This window comes from Corynebacterium sp., assembly GCF_030530965.1.
Classification (GTDB): Bacteria; Actinomycetota; Actinomycetes; order Mycobacteriales; family Mycobacteriaceae; genus Corynebacterium.
Window position 1 is genome coordinate 35,194 of record NZ_JAUMTY010000012.1, and the last position, 14,726, is coordinate 49,919.

Annotated in this window: 13 protein-coding genes; 7 read left to right on the forward strand and 6 right to left on the reverse strand. The window is 59.4% G+C overall.

Features of this window, described 5'->3' with window-relative positions:
* Positions 1-220: 220 nt before the first annotated feature.
* From Q3981_RS04005 to efeB, 6 genes are all read left to right on the forward strand, one after another.
* Entirely contained in the window at positions 221-1,069 is an 849-nt protein-coding gene (locus tag Q3981_RS04005) for an ABC transporter permease (RefSeq protein ID WP_046203404.1), read from the forward strand.
* 111 nt (positions 1,070-1,180) lie between these two features.
* Positions 1,181-2,047, forward strand: coding sequence for an ABC transporter ATP-binding protein (locus Q3981_RS04010; RefSeq protein ID WP_303124173.1), 867 nt, complete (start codon positions 1,181-1,183; stop codon positions 2,045-2,047).
* A 105-nt stretch (positions 2,048-2,152) separates the two neighbouring features.
* Positions 2,153-3,085, forward strand: coding sequence for a glycosyltransferase family 2 protein (locus Q3981_RS04015; RefSeq protein ID WP_303124152.1), 933 nt, complete (start codon positions 2,153-2,155; stop codon positions 3,083-3,085).
* Between the two features lie 101 nt (positions 3,086-3,186).
* Positions 3,187-4,095, forward strand: a complete 909-nt coding sequence (gene efeU, locus Q3981_RS04020) for an iron uptake transporter permease EfeU (RefSeq protein WP_303124154.1) — start codon at positions 3,187-3,189, stop codon at positions 4,093-4,095.
* Between the two features lie 57 nt (positions 4,096-4,152).
* Positions 4,153-5,493: an iron uptake system protein EfeO gene (efeO, locus tag Q3981_RS04025; protein ID WP_303124156.1), complete on the forward strand. Its 1,341-nt coding sequence runs from the start codon at positions 4,153-4,155 to the stop codon at positions 5,491-5,493.
* Between the two features lie 118 nt (positions 5,494-5,611).
* A complete protein-coding gene (efeB, locus tag Q3981_RS04030) occupies positions 5,612-7,069 on the forward strand; it encodes an iron uptake transporter deferrochelatase/peroxidase subunit (RefSeq protein WP_303124158.1) in 1,458 nt (485 codons plus the stop codon).
* Between the two features lie 12 nt (positions 7,070-7,081).
* Here efeB and Q3981_RS04035 read toward each other — a convergent pair whose 3' ends face one another.
* The 3 genes from Q3981_RS04035 to Q3981_RS04045 form a co-directional block, all read right to left on the reverse strand.
* Positions 7,082-7,417, reverse strand: coding sequence for a metal-sensitive transcriptional regulator (locus Q3981_RS04035; protein ID WP_272867029.1), 336 nt, complete (start codon positions 7,415-7,417; stop codon positions 7,082-7,084).
* A gap of 14 nt (positions 7,418-7,431) precedes the next feature.
* Positions 7,432-9,810 carry a cation-translocating P-type ATPase gene (locus Q3981_RS04040; protein WP_303124176.1) on the reverse strand — a complete coding sequence of 793 codons (2,379 nt, stop codon included), beginning with the start codon at positions 9,808-9,810 and terminating at the stop codon, positions 7,432-7,434.
* Between the two features lie 92 nt (positions 9,811-9,902).
* On the reverse strand, positions 9,903-10,172 hold the full coding sequence (locus Q3981_RS04045; RefSeq protein ID WP_368410086.1) for a heavy-metal-associated domain-containing protein: 270 nt from the start codon (positions 10,170-10,172) through the stop codon (positions 9,903-9,905).
* Between the two features lie 228 nt (positions 10,173-10,400).
* On the opposite strand from Q3981_RS04045, the gene Q3981_RS04050 reads away from it, so the two are divergent.
* Positions 10,401-11,885, forward strand: coding sequence for a TIGR01777 family oxidoreductase (locus Q3981_RS04050; protein WP_303124160.1), 1,485 nt, complete (start codon positions 10,401-10,403; stop codon positions 11,883-11,885).
* A 35-nt stretch (positions 11,886-11,920) separates the two neighbouring features.
* On the opposite strand, the gene Q3981_RS04055 is transcribed toward Q3981_RS04050, so the two are convergent.
* The 3 genes from Q3981_RS04055 to Q3981_RS04065 all read right to left on the reverse strand — a co-directional run bounded on the left by Q3981_RS04055 (position 11,921) and on the right by Q3981_RS04065 (position 14,513).
* Positions 11,921-12,532, reverse strand: a complete 612-nt coding sequence (locus Q3981_RS04055) for a GtrA family protein (protein ID WP_303124163.1) — start codon at positions 12,530-12,532, stop codon at positions 11,921-11,923.
* Between the two features lie 119 nt (positions 12,533-12,651).
* On the reverse strand, positions 12,652-13,752 hold the full coding sequence (locus Q3981_RS04060; RefSeq protein WP_303124165.1) for a hypothetical protein: 1,101 nt from the start codon (positions 13,750-13,752) through the stop codon (positions 12,652-12,654).
* Between the two features lie 74 nt (positions 13,753-13,826).
* Complete coding sequence (locus Q3981_RS04065; RefSeq protein ID WP_303124167.1) at positions 13,827-14,513, reverse strand: hypothetical protein; 687 nt, start codon at positions 14,511-14,513, stop codon at positions 13,827-13,829.
* Between the last annotated feature and the right edge of the window lie 213 nt (positions 14,514-14,726).

Below are 14,726 nucleotides of genomic sequence, written 5' to 3' on the forward strand. Positions count from 1 at the left end.
TAGTAGCTCCAGGGTAATCTACCCGTCGCTGCTGACACGATGAACATCAGCAAGGCACACCACTGGGATTAATAACTGCTTGTCCCATCACACAGGTAGGGTACGGATTATGGCTGACATAGAACCAACTGAGGGCACGGCCGCGAACAACGCCGGCGCGGGTTCCGATGAAGCCGGGGGAATTGCGCTTCACCGAGCCCCTCAGGCCGACATCGATCGGATGATTAAAGAGCCCACTAGCTCTATACCGCCGTCGCAGTCGCAGACCCTCCGAGCAGCATGGGTCGACCTTGTGCGCGGCTTCCAGTCGTACGAGCTGTGGCTGTCGCTGGGGTTGCAAGACATCAAACAGCGCTACCGTCGCTCAGTCCTTGGCCCACTGTGGATCACGATCGCTACTGGTGTCATGGCCTTAGCGCTCGGATTGCTCTATTCACTGCTGTTCAACATTCCGCTGCACGATTTCCTCCCGCACGTGACCGTCGGGCTCATTATCTGGGGTTTTATCTCCGGGTGCGTGATTGAAGGGGCGCAAACATTCATTGCGAATGAGGGGTTAATTAAGCAGCTACCAGCGTCGTTATCGGTTCACGTTTACCGGTTGGTGTGGCGACAGTTCCTCTTCTTGCTGCACAACCTCGTGATCTATGTTCTGCTGATGATCATTTTCCCGCGTCCGCTGGGGTGGGATTGGTTCCTCTCCATCCCCGCGCTGGCGCTGATCGTCATTAATGGTGTGTGGGTTGGCATGTTCTTCGGGATTATCTCGACGCGCTTCCGTGATATTGCGCCACTCCTGGAATCGCTCATTCAGCTGGCGTTTTATGTCACGCCGATCGTGTGGACGATGCAAACACTGCGCGATCGTGGCGGTGCAGCCGGTGAGCGCGCCCGCATTGCCGAGCTCAACCCCCTCATGCACTACCTCGAAATCGTCCGCGGCCCGCTCACTGGTGTTCCGGTCATGTGGTACAGCTGGGTGATCGTCGGTCTGTGTACCGTCGTTGGTCTGCTCATCACGACGATTGCGATGCGGCAATGGCGCGGCCGCGTGAGCTACTGGGTGTAAACGCGATGTCCGATACACGCACAGCCGCTTCCGCGGGGCGGGCGGTTGGTCCCGCCACGATTGCCTCCGCGGTACACACAACGGATCATGGGGACAGGAGAAGCCACAATCATGGTCAGTATTGATACCTACAATGCGTGCGTCGATTTCCCCATTTTCGACGCCAAATCACGCTCGCTGAAGAAAGCGTTCCTCGGAGCTGCCGGCGGGGCCATCGGCCGGAACGCCGACAACGTCGTCGTTGTGGAAGCGCTGAAGAACGTCAACCTCCACCTTCAGGACGGCGACCGGGTGGGGCTCGTCGGCCATAATGGTGCTGGTAAGTCCACGCTGCTGCGCCTGCTGTCGGGGATCTACGAACCCACCCGCGGGTCTGCGGAGGTTCGCGGGCGCGTGGCACCGGTGTTTGATCTGGGCGTCGGCATGGACCCCGAGATCTCCGGCTACGAAAACATCATTATTCGTGGCCTGTTCCTGGGGCAGACGCGCAAGAAAATGCAGGCCAAGATGGATGAGATCGCCGAGTTCACCGAGCTGGGCGACTACCTCGACATGCCGCTGCGCACCTATTCCACCGGTATGCGCGTGCGCCTCGCGCTCGGGGTTGTGACGTCCATTGAGCCGGAGATTCTTCTTCTCGACGAGGGCATCGGCGCTGTTGACGCCGCGTTCATGGCGAAGGCGCGTGACCGGCTCCGCGAAATGGTGGAACGCTCCGGAATTTTGGTGTTCGCCTCCCACTCGGACGAATTCTTGGCGCAATTGTGTACGTCCGCGTTGTGGGTGGACCACGGGGAAATACGCCAGGCTGGGCAGGTGGACGATATCGTCGAACAATACGAAGGGCCAGAGGCCGCTGAGCAGGTTCGTCACGTGATGCGCGATATGGCCATTGAACACGCGCAGAAGAACGGTAGCGTGCCGGTGTCTAACGTGAAGACCTCCGAGCAGAGCCCGTCGTCGGAAACTGCCCTATAAAACCGTTGCTTATAACCCGTTATCCGGCGCCCAATTCCGCAGGCTTTTTAGCGGGTTATTGTGCAGCCTGTCCTTGCCCGCGCGGGCATGTGCGATACTAACCGCATGCCTCTTTCTTCGTCGGACCGCATTGCCGCTGTCATCGTGACGCATAAACGCCGTGACCTGCTGGCCAACTCGCTGCACATTGTCGCAAGCCAAACCTTGGCACCGGAGTGGGTTGTCGTGGTGGATAACGGCAATGAGCCCGAAGTCAAAGACCTCGTGGAGAGCGTCTGCGCCGATAGCCCGACCTCGCCGACGCCCGTCTACCTCCCCTCGCAGCACAACCTCGGCGGAGCCGGTGGTTTCGCCTACGGATTCTTAACCGCACTCGCCCTCGGTGCCGACGCCATCTTCTGCGCCGACGACGACGGCCGGCCGGAAAACACCGAGGTCCTGGCCACATTAATGCGCGTTGCGGAAAAGCACGGGCTTGAGGAAGTCAGCCCCGTGGTTGCAGGAATTGAGAACCCCGACCAGCTGGCGTTTCCGGTTCGCCTACCCGGCACCGTCGAATGGAAACGGAAGCGGAGCGAGCTGGAGGGGACCGAGAACGGCACATTCATCCCCGGCATCGCATCACTATTTAACGGCGCATTGTTCAGCGCGAATGCCATCGATCAGCTGGGAGTACCCGACCTCCGGCTGTTTATCCGTGGTGACGAGGTCGAATACAACCGTCGGCTCAACCGGTCCGGCCTGCCTTATGGGACGACGCTGGAGGCTGCCTACCTGCACCCGACGGGGGCAGATGAGTTCAAGCCCATTTTCTTCGGGAAGATGCACACTCAGTATCCCGATAACGAGAACAAGCGGTATTTCACGTACCGCAACCGTGGCTACCTCATGAACCAGCCTGGGATGAGGAAACTCATACCCCAGGAATATGCGCGTTTCGCCTGGTTCTTCCTTATTCAGCGGAAAGATCCCAAAGGTTTTGTCTCCTGGTTGAAGCTCCACCGCCAGGGGCGCAACGAGCGCTTTACTCGCCCTTAGCGCAGAGGGCGGGGGTGCATAGCCCCCTCTTCATTCTTTAAGCATTGTCTGACCTATCTTGTCCGAGTACATTAACCATGCACGGACAGAAAAGGAACGTCATGCTTATTGCGAATCTCCTGCTTGCTCTCCGAGAAGGCTTTGAGGCAACCCTTATAGTGGGAATCCTTTTCGCCTACCTTAAAAAAGCTGGTCGACAAGATGTCTACCCCAAACTATGGCTAGGTATCGGACTGGCAGCCCTCGTCCCCCTATCATTCGGCGCCATCCTGACATGGGGGCCAAAAACACTCACCTTCCAGGCACAAGAAATCATCGGCGGAGGCCTCTCCCTCGTCGCCGTGGCCCTTGTGACCTGGATGATTTTTTGGATGGGGAAGAACTCCCGCCAGATGAAAGGTGAACTCGAGGGCTCCATGGCGAAAACCCTGGGCGAGCACGAATCCGGCTGGGGCGTCGTATGGATCGCCGTCCTCGCCGTCGGCCGCGAAGGCATGGAAACCGCGCTGTTCATCTGGGCCACCGTGAGGTCGTCGATCGAAAACAATGTGGCAGCCACCACGACGGGCGTCGTGCTTGGGCTGATTATCGCCATCATTCTCGGGTGGGCAGTGTACAAAGGTGCTGCTCGCATCAACATGCGCATGTTCTTCGCCGCCACCGGCATTTTCTTGATTTTCGTCGCCGCTGGTATTTGCTCCTACGGCATCGGAGACCTTCAAGAGGCCGGGGTTATTCCGGGCGTCATGAACCACGCATGGAATATTTCCCACCTTCTCCCCGAAAACACGTCCCCGCTGTACTGGGTTTATGTGGTGGGGCAAGCGATGTTCCAAATCAACGTGCAGCCCACCGTCGCGCAAGTCATTGCCTGGTGGGTGTACCTGGTGCCTGTCCTCGTGCTGTTCATCCTGCAGATCAGGGGCAAGGTTTTCGCTCCTTCAGCGCCTTCAACCCCTTCAGTCCCTTCAAACCCGGCGCGGTCTTCAGCACCTGCCACCGACAAATAGTCCTGTTCCCTCCGTTCCCCGTTCCATCATCCCCCCATTCCCCGAGAGAAAGCCATCATGACATCTCACTCGCGCTCCCCACGTATCATCGCCGCGACCATCGCATCCGTTGCCACCGCTCTCACACTCGGCGCGTGCACCGACAATCCCCAGAACTCGTCCAGCGATGACAACGCCAAAGCCGACCAGACTATCCAGGTCACCATCACCGACGATTCGTGCGAACTGTCCACGTCGGAAGTCCCGTCGGGCGTCGTCAAGTTTGAAATTACCAATAACGGCACAAAGCCCAACGAGCTCGAGATTCTGGCCGAAAACAAACTCCAGATTGAATCGGAGCAAGAAAATATTGGCCCCGGGACCACAGCAAACCTGACGACCGCGTTGAAGCAGGGGTCGTACCACACGGCGTGCAAGCCAAACATGGTTGGCGATTTTGTTGGGCTCAAGGATTTCACGGTCACCAAGGGCAAAGAAGTCACACTGACTGACGACGAAAAAGAGGCTGAGGACCGGGCGATCACGAACTACACCGCGTATGTGAAGGACCAGGTCGGGCAGCTGCTCACCGGGACGCAGGCGTTCACCGAGGCCTACACCAGCGGAGATACCGAGAAGGCCAAGCAGTTGTTCCCGCTCGCCCGCGCGAATTATGAGCGCATCGAGCCCACCGCGGAGTCCTTCGGCATCAAGGAAGCAGGCGACCTCGACACCGCGCTCGATGCCCGCATCCAGGACCTTGCCGCGGACGCCGGCAAAGATGTCACTGATAAAGATGTGCTCAAGAAGTGGACCGGCTGGCACCGCATCGAGGCTGACCTGTGGGGCGGAGACGACTTCCACTTCGCCAATGACGAGGACCGGAAGAAGGCCGCTGACCAGCTCAATGAGGACACGAAGAAGCTGTACGACCTGGTCTACGGCAACCTTGAGGGAACCGACGGCAAGTTCAAACTCGACCTTTCCGACGTCGTCGATGGCGCCTCCAGCTTGATGGAGGAAGTGGCGACCTCGAAGATCGTCGGCGAGGAGGACACGTTCTCGCACACTGACCTCTACGATTTCAAGGCGAATGTTGAGGGTGCCACGGTTGCCTACGGCAACGTCGCTGACCTGGTGAAGAAGAAGGACGCGGACCTGGACAAGAAGATCACGCGCGCCTTCGACAAGGTCAATAAGCTTATCGACGCTCAGAAGACCGGAGAGGTCACCGGCCTGGGCGACGGATTCGATGGCGACCCGACCTACAAGCCGTATGACGAGATCGCCACCGTTCAGAAGGACGCGGGTGAGGCGCCCAAGGAGTCGGATTACACCGACACGCAGCGCGACTTCTCTGACGCGATCAACGGTTTGTCGGAGCCATTGTCGCAGGTTGCGGGGGCGATTCTGCACTAGCGACGGGCGGACTTTGCTGAACGTGAGGGGGCGCGCGGAAGCGAGCTCTGCTCAGCGGGAGCATGTGAGCGGGCGCGCATACCCCTGACAAGGGTTATAAGCACACGATGAGGAGGAAATGGTGTCACCCCATAAGGACAACCCTGAGCGTGGTTCGAAACCGAAACGCGGTGGTCGCGGTGAACCCGGCCGCGATGCCGACGGACAAGTCCGCGGTGACGTCGGACCTGATAGTTCAGCGCATGAGCCAACCGGTTCGACCGATGCGACGAATGCGTCGGACGCGCCGGATACCGAGGAACAGGGCCGTACGCGGGGTATTTCACGACGCCGACTCTTCACTACCGCCGGTTTCGCTGGCCTCGCCGGAATCGCCGGCGCGGGCATCGGCGGGTTAGCCGTTCACGCTGCGGAAAACAAGCACAAATCCGACCCCACCTCGCTCGTCTACCCGTTCCGCGGCGAGCACCAGCAGGGAATAACAACGCCTGCGCAAGACAACATGTACACCGCCGCGTTCGACATCACGACGGACGACGTCGACGATCTCAAAGACATGCTGACCTCGTGGACGTCGGCGTCGGAACAAATGTGTGCGGGGGAGCTGATTGGTGGCGAGCCGAGCGCCAACCCCAAGGCCGTCCCGAGGGACACTGGCGAGGCATGGAATTACCCGGTCGGCGGTTTGACCATTACTTTCGGCTTCGGGAAGGGACTTTTTGTCGACGGCGAGGGTAAGGATCGCTTTGGCCTGAAGGCGAAGATGCCGGACGTCATCAAGGAGGGGATGCCCAAGTTCGCCAATGAGGCGCTCCGGTCTGAGCAGAGCGATGGCGACCTGTTGGTGCAGGTGTGCTCCAATGATGCGCAGGTGTGCGTGCACGCGATCCGGAATCTGACGCGGATCGGGTTCGGCACGGTGCGGCTGCGGTGGGGCCAGATCGGCTACGGGCGGACGTCATCGACCAGTACCGATCAGGACACTCCCCGGAACTTGTTTGGGTTCAAGGACGGCACGCAGAACATCAAGAGCGACGAAACTGATGCGCTGGATAAAGATGTGTGGGTGACGGACGGGTGGATGGCCGGCGGCAGTTACTTCGTCGCCCGGAAGATCCACATGTATCTCGAGGTGTGGGATCGCGTGATTTTGGAGGAACAAGAGGACGTCATCGGGCGCGATAAGCGCTACGGTGCCCCCTTGTCCGTTGAGGACCCCTCCGATGATCACGAGTTTGACGACGTTGATTACACTGCCCGGCGCGGCGGAAAGCTGGCTGTACCAGCGGATTCTCATGTGGCTGTTGTTGCCCCGGAGCACAATAAGGGCCATCGGATGCTTCGGCGTGGGTACAACTACACCGATGGGAATGATTCCTTGGGCAGGTTGAACGCCGGGTTGTTCTTTATTGCGTATTCGAAGGATCCGCGCGAGGGGTTCTATCCGATCCTCAAGAAGATGACGGAAAAGGACGCCATGACTGAGTACCTCCAGCACCAAGCATCTGCCCTGTTTGCTGTCCCCGGTGGGATTAGAGAGGGCGATTCGATGGTTGGCCAGCGATTATTCGAATAGATCGCGTCGGGGTCATGACTTCACTAACCGGGCGATGGCTTGTGATGCCTCGTGGAGTTTCTGCTCTGCCTCATCGCCGCCGGCTTGGGCAGCGTTGAGCACGCAGTGATTGAGGTGGTCGTCGAGTAACCCCAGGCCAACCGCTTGCAGCGCCTTCGTGAGCGCGCTGATCTGCGTCAGAATGTCGACACAGTATTTTTCATCCTCGATCATTTTTGTGATCCCGCGCGCTTGCCCCTCAATCCGCTTCATCCGGTGAAGGTACCGCTCTTTTTCCGAGATATAGCCGTGGGGGGCGTGGGCCTCGTGGCACGCGTGGCATAGTTGCTGCTCAGCCGCGCTATCCATGGTTGATGGGGTTGTCATTTCGCCCGTTCCTCCTCGACAATGTGTGCAGTGGCATTCCTATCAGTCTTATCAGCGTGAGTGCCGACGTTCCTATTAACGCTGGTGAACCCGCGCAACCGCAGGCTGTTGCCCACCACAAATACGCTCGAGAACGCCATGGCCGCTCCCGCGATCATGGGGTTGAGAAGCCCCAACGCTGCCACCGGAATAGCAGCGACGTTGTACGCGAAGGCCCAGAACAGGTTGGTTTTGATGGTCGCGAGCGTCGCCCGGGAGAGCCGTACCGCGTCAACAGCGCTGGTGAGGTCTCCTCGAACAAGTGTGATGTCGGCGGCTTCGATAGCGACATCCGTACCGGTTCCCATAGCCAGACCCAGGTCTGCTTGGGCTAACGCCGGTGCGTCGTTGACGCCATCACCCACCATGGCCACGGTTTTCCCTTGGTCCTGAAGACCGCGGATGACCTGCACTTTGTCGGCGGGAAGAACGTCGGCCTTAACGTCGTCTATTCCTACTTCTTTGGCGATACGCTGGGCAACAACCTCATTGTCACCAGTCAGCAAGACCGGGTTGAGGCCGAGTCCTTTGAGTTGGCTGATTGCTGTGGCACTGGTGGGTTTCACCGTGTCGGCGACAACCAGAATCCCGCGTGCTTCACCGTCCCACGCAATGGCGACGGCGGTTTTCCCGGCATGTTCGGCGTCGTTCTTCGCCTGCCGAAGTTCGTCGTCCAAGGGGGCTCGGGCCTCGTTGAGCAGGGATTCTTTACCGACGAACACGTCATGCCCGTCGACGACCGCGCGCACTCCACGTCCTTCCTTGTTCTGGAAGTCGGTGACCTCGTGGGCCTCGAGCCCCTTCGCCTTCGCCGCCTGAGCGATAGCTTGTGCGATGGGATGTTCCGATGAGCCTTCCACTGCCCCAGCGATCGCCAGAACTTCATCATCAGATGAGTTGCTACCAGCATGAACACTCGTCAGCGCCATCGTTCCTGTAGTGACGGTGCCTGTTTTGTCCAGCACAACAGTGTCAATGTTCCGGGTGGATTCCAGAACCTCCGGCCCTTTGATCAGCACACCCATTTGCGCACCGCGCCCGGTACCAACCAGCAACGCTGTTGGCGTGGCCAGTCCCAGGGCGCAGGGGCACGCCACAACGAGGATCGCGACGGCGGCTGTCATGGAGGCGGCGAATCCGTGCCCCAACACCAGCCAGACGATGAGTGTGAGCAGGGCGATGCTGATCACGGTGGGGACGAAAACACCGGAAATGCGGTCCGCTAGGCGCTGGACCTGCGCTTTCCCGGTTTGAGCATCCTCAACCATGCGGGCCATCTGGGCCAGCTGCGTATCAGAACCGACTCGGGTTGCACGAACAACAAGCCGCCCACTGGTGTTCACCGTCGCTCCGGTGACGTGGTCGCCAAGCCCAACTTCCGCGGGGACAGACTCTCCGGTGAGCATGGACTCATCGATAGCCGAAGAGCCACTTACAATGTCGCCATCCGTCGCGATCTTTTCGCCGGGCCGGACCACGAACGTGTTTCCAACCTGCAGTTTCTCAACGGGAATCCGCTTTTCTTGGCCGTCGTCAAGAAGTGTGACTTCCTTGGCGCCCATATTGAGTAGCGCCCGAAGGGCAGCCCCGGATTCTCGCTTGGACTTCTTCTCGAAATAGCGCCCTGCCAGGATAAATAGCGTGACACCGGAAGCGACCTCTAAGTAGATATTGGCCGACGCGTCGGTATGCGAAGCCATCATGGTGAAGGTGTGCTTCAGTCCTGGCTCACCGGCTCGGCCGAAGAAGAGGGCGTAGAGCGACCACGCGAATGCCACCAGCGTGCCCATCGAAATGAGCGTATCCATGGTGGTCGCGCCGTGTTTGAGGTTTGTCCAGGCCGCTTTGTGGAAGGGAAGCGCTCCCCACACGATGACAGGCGCTGCCAACGTCAGGGACAGCCACTGCCAGTTTCGGAACTGCAGGGCGGGAATCATAGCCATCGCGATAACAGGGATCGCTAGCCATGCGGACACAATCAGACGTTGCCGGAAGTTCGCCGTCTCTCGCTCAATCGGGCTTTCGCTCTGCGTAGATCCAGAGGTCCCGTTGCCTGGCGCGTGATCGTCGTCGGCAGTGGAATCGTCGGTGCTCTCATGAGCAGGCGCGGCGGGTTCTTCGAGCGTCGCTGTGTAGCCAGCTTTTTCCACTGTCTGGATAAGGTCATCAGTGGTCACGGTCGGCGGCGCTGTGACCTTGGCTTTTTCGGTCGCCAAGTTAACAGTGGCCTGCACTCCGTCGAGCTTGTTGAGCTTGCGTTCCACGCGGTTTGCGCACGAGGCACAGGTCATTCCGCCGATGTCGAGTTCGATGACCGAACCCTCGGGTATGGTCACGCCGTCGATGGCACCCTGTGATGTGGTGTCAGGACTTGTCGTCACTGATTGTGGCACTTCTCTCGCTTCCCTTTGGTGTGGCGGGTCAGTTTTTACAGGCGCGTGCCCGAGTAACCCGCTTCCTCCACTGCTTCAAGAACTTTCATGTCTTTGATGTCGTCGTCCGAGCTGACGGTCAGCATGCCCGTCTCAGCGCTCACCTCATCGACGTGAACGCCAGGAATTTCGCTGACTTCGTCACGAACAGCGCGTTCGCAGTGGCTGCAGGACATGCCCGAAATCTTGTACTTACGTGTGGTCATCACGATCTCCTCGATATTGCTGTCATTGACCGACGTCCACGCGGGCACGTGGGCGATCACATACCCTCCTGGGGTATCCGATAGATCCAACGCTATACCCCCCACGGGTATTCCGCAATGTTCGAATCGTCATCAACTAATTCACGACGTCCCACGTCGGCACGCGGACGCGTCGCGGTCGTCACTCGAACACGTCCCTCGTCGTACCGGCAACGCGTGTCCTGGGTTTCTGCAACAATGGGCCACACACCGTCCATAACCCAATCATCGAGGAGGACGAGCAGAATTATGACTATCGAATATTCACACACCGCACGCATCCCCTTCCCCCGTCGCGACGTCGTTAAGTATTACGAATCAGCTGGTGGCGCTGCACGTTTGTGCCCCGACTTTTCGACGACGCTCACCTCGGGCCCCAGCAAGGGACTCGCGGAGGGCTCTGAAACTGAGTTAGAAATGGGTTTGCCCTGGTTAGATGGCTTAGCGCCGGTCTCGACGACGGTGAAGTGGAAGGCGCGCCACACCGCGTACACGCCGGGTGAGTCGTTTACGGACACGATGGTGCAGGGGCCTCTGGATTCGTGGGAGCACACCCACACGTTTTCGGATGACACGTTTTCCGATTCCGGTGGTGGGTCGTCGCTTGTTCAGGATCAGGTGACCGCGGAGCTTCCGGGTAAGACGTCCGTTCTGGGTAAGAATTGGCTGGTCAAGCGGAAGATTGATAAGGAGCTGGAGCGGACATTTGAATTCCGCACCCGCCAGATTGTGGCTGATCTGACTTTCCAGCAGCAGTTGCGTGACGCGACCGAGAAGAGTGGGACGGCTAATAAAGATGGGGCCATCGACCCGACTACCGCCCAGACGTTCGTCATTGCGGGTGAAACAGGCCTGGTAGGACAGGCAATTTCGGCGCTTCTCCGTTCGCTGGGCCACAGTGTTGTCGCGTTAACGCGTAGTTCGCGCACCTCGCGGGTTCCCGGCGTGACCTATAAGCGATGGGATCCCAGTAAGGGCTCCCTTGATCCTTCCCTGCTGAAGGGGGCGTCGGCTGTGATCAATCTGGCCGGGACGTCGATCATGGGACGTTTTACTGACGATCACAAGAAGTCGATCCTTGATTCGCGTATCGACGCCACTACAACGCTTGTCGACGCGATGAAGGAAGCCGCATCGGATGGTGGCCCAACAACGCTGATTAACGCTTCTGCCAGCGGATATTATGGTTCCGACGCGGGCACAGTCACGGAGGATTCACCCGCCGGGGATGACTTCCTTGCCGACGTCTGCCAGCGCTGGGAAAGCGCCGCGCTGGAGGCGGAAGAGGCTGGTATTCGTGTAGTTCTCGTCCGCACTGGCCTGGTGTTATCCGCCCGCGGAGGCCTTCTGGGTGCGCAGCTTCCGCTGTACCTCATGGGTGGAGGCGGCCCGCTCAACGGGGGCGAGATGTGGCAGCCGTGGATTGGTATTGATGACCTTGCGCAGATCTACATCTGGTCCGCCTTTAACCCCGAGGTGTCGGGGCCGATTAACGCCGCCGCTCCCAACGCCGTGAAGCAAAAAGAATTCGCGTCCACGCTGGCGAAAGTTCTTCACCGCCCGTCTGTTATTCCGACTCCGCGTGTGGGGCCGGATGCCCTGATGGGCAAGGAGGGCGCAGATCAGCTCGCTCTCTCGTCGGTCAAGATGGAGCCCGAGGCGTTGGAGAAGAACGGGTACACGTTCCGCTTCACTAATCTAGAGGAGGCGCTGCGCCACACGCTGGGGAAATGAGGTAAAGCCGCCTAGGCGGCCCCGTGAGCGGCCCCCTAGTTGGTTTTGAAAATGACCCACCGCTGGACAACGAAGTTCACGGCGGTGGCCACCCCCTGACCAATGACATAACCGACGGTTCCGGCGATGAACGCGCTGGCCCCGGCGTTAAGCAAGAGGTGGTTCACGGACACCGCAAGTCCCCACTGGACGGCGAACATCAGCGCGTAGAGGGACATCGTTTGTAGGAACTTCTTTGTCGACGGTTCCGCCTCGAAGGTCCAGCGTCGGTTGATGATGTAGGCCGTGATGGTGCCGAAGATGAAGCCAATGGCCTTCGCCAGCGGGTATGACTGCCCGAACGCATGCTGAATGATCATGGTCAGGCCGTAGTCCACGACAGCGGAGATCCCGCCTGCGATCACGAATTTATAGAGGTGAGTGAGGACGCTCGCTCCCTGCGGAGCCGGTGCGTCAACGCCCGCGGCGCCGGGGGTGGCCGGGTCGCGTGGCGTTGGGGCGTCTGCGGATGCGGCACCGCTTTCCGTCGCCGCATCAACGTCATCCATCGCGGCACTTTCGGCAGCTAAAGCCCCCGATAGATTAGGTGTCAGCAGTTCCGGCTCGGCGTGATCATCGGTTGGGTGGTCAGGCTTGGTTTCACTCACGCCCTGGCAGCTTACTCTTCAACGCGCTTCGCGGTCCTCCCCCGGCTTGTGTCCGTCGTCGTCAACTCGTCGCCGTCCTATCTAATCTGCCCCGTTATACCTAGTCCGCCCTCCGATACTTAATCCGCGCGGATGATCGCTCGGCACAATTCAAGCCGTTCCAGTGAGGACAATCGTTTATCCCCCGTGAGCCCTATGTGCTCAAAGGCCTGCAAAGTTTCGCTGGCCAGATGGTCAATTTCGGGAAGTTTCAGTTCCGAACCGTCGTCGGCTACCCAGCCGATCGCTTCCATCATCGTTTCAATAATGTCCGCTCGCAGAGGGCCTTCAACCAGGGCTGCTTGGGCCATGATCTCGGCAACCGCCGCATCGCGGCCGGCCGGATCCTTTTCCTTCGGGAGGCATCGGCATAGCGCCAGCGTGTCCGCGTCCACATTGGTTTCTCGGCCTAAGTCCAAAGCCTGGAGCAGCGGAATGAAGTCAAAGATGCCACTTCGTTCGATAGCCGAACGGATTGTCGGTTTCGTCGCGTGCAGAATGTGCTGCGTTGTCGCCGCGCCGGTCAGCTCTGCATTGATGCTGTCTAAATCGGCGTGCTCGTCCCCGCCGACACACAACGCGTCGGGGGTCCCGTGATCGCGTAGATAGCACTCGGCTACGTCGATATGAAAGTGCAGGTCATCGGGGTCATCGACATTCTTATCGACGCTCCCCTCGCCGGAGTTAGCATTCGCGGTGCTCGCCTCGGCGGAGTTAGCGTCCCCGGTGCTCGTTTCACCAACGTTCGTGCCTCCAGCATTCATGTCCGTGTCCGCCGGTTGGCGGCGGGTCACATCGAGCGTGTCGCCGGGGGCGTTGAGCAGCTCATACAGCGACTGATCACCAACGAAGGACTCGCGTTCTCCCCCTGTCTCGTCGGCCCCATGAATCGCCCATTCTGCGTCACCATCACACCCGAAGCACGTGTCCAGCACGGTGAAGAAATCTGCGACGTGGAGAGCGTCGTTAATCCCGATGATTCGGTACTGAGGGCCATCGCCACCGCTCTGGTGAACAGAAAGCACCAGGCTGGCGGCTTCCCGCGCGACAGGCTCGTGGCCATCGAGGACGGGTTCGCGTTGGTTCTGAGGAAAATGGCTACCGTCACCGCCGCGCGCGCGACTGGCATAGTCGCTCAGTTCGATGACGTTGTCATCGTCGCGGGCGGTGTTTGTTCTCATAAAACCCAGGGTAGACACAAATCCCGGGGCTGGTGCGCCAATTGTTCCCTACTTTGGGTTTGTCGAGCCGCCTGCTAGCCCTCAGTTGTGCGCGTGACCAGGGGAATCGGCTGCGGCTCCTTGCTGCCAAAGTGCTGCAAATAATCGGTGGCTTTGGCCCGGCGCTGAGCATCGATGCCGTTCCACGTGTCCACTAACCGCCGCATCCCCTCCGCCCAGGCCCAGCACTCTTTAGCCAGCGGGTTATCGACGCCGAGCGCCTCCGCGGCATCATAGGCAGGCTCCACATCTGCGACGTCGGGGTACGTTTGCCCCTTCAACGTGCTTTTGCCGTCCGCTTTCCGACGCGCATTTTCGGCCTTCAGCGCCTCTTTATACGAGGTCACTGCTTCCTTAATCGCAGCGACGGTGTCATCAACATTGACGACGCTCCACGTCGCGCTTCCTCCGTCGGACGTCGCATTTCCTTCGTCATCGGCTTCAATGGCGGCGAGTGCCTTCCTGCCGCTATCGGTCGCCACAACAGGGTGACCGTCGATAAGCATGGGAAGAACGGATTGATCGAGTTCCGCCCCCGCCCAGGATAAATTATTCGTTTCGCCAGGCTGGATGCTTGTTTTTCCCGTGCCGACGATCCACGCGCCGACGAACTGCCCTGTTTTGGCTAGCGGATCGGTGTCGATATGCCACACTGCGGTGGGCCCTTCACCGGCTACCACTGCGATGACGGGGTAGGTGCCGTCGGATTCAGCAGACGTCATGTGGTCCTCTTTCTTGCCTCTGTTCGTTGTGTACCGCGAGTTGTCGTGCGTACCACTCTATGACGTTCACCGTGCGAGCACGGATTTCAGCTTCTCGAACTCCAACTGCAGCTCGTTTCCTGTAAACGCGCCCTGCTCCTCAACGGGTTATACGACAGAAGGCGGTGCGGGCAGAATCCTGGAGGATTTGATCCCGTGGCTAACCGTAAATAC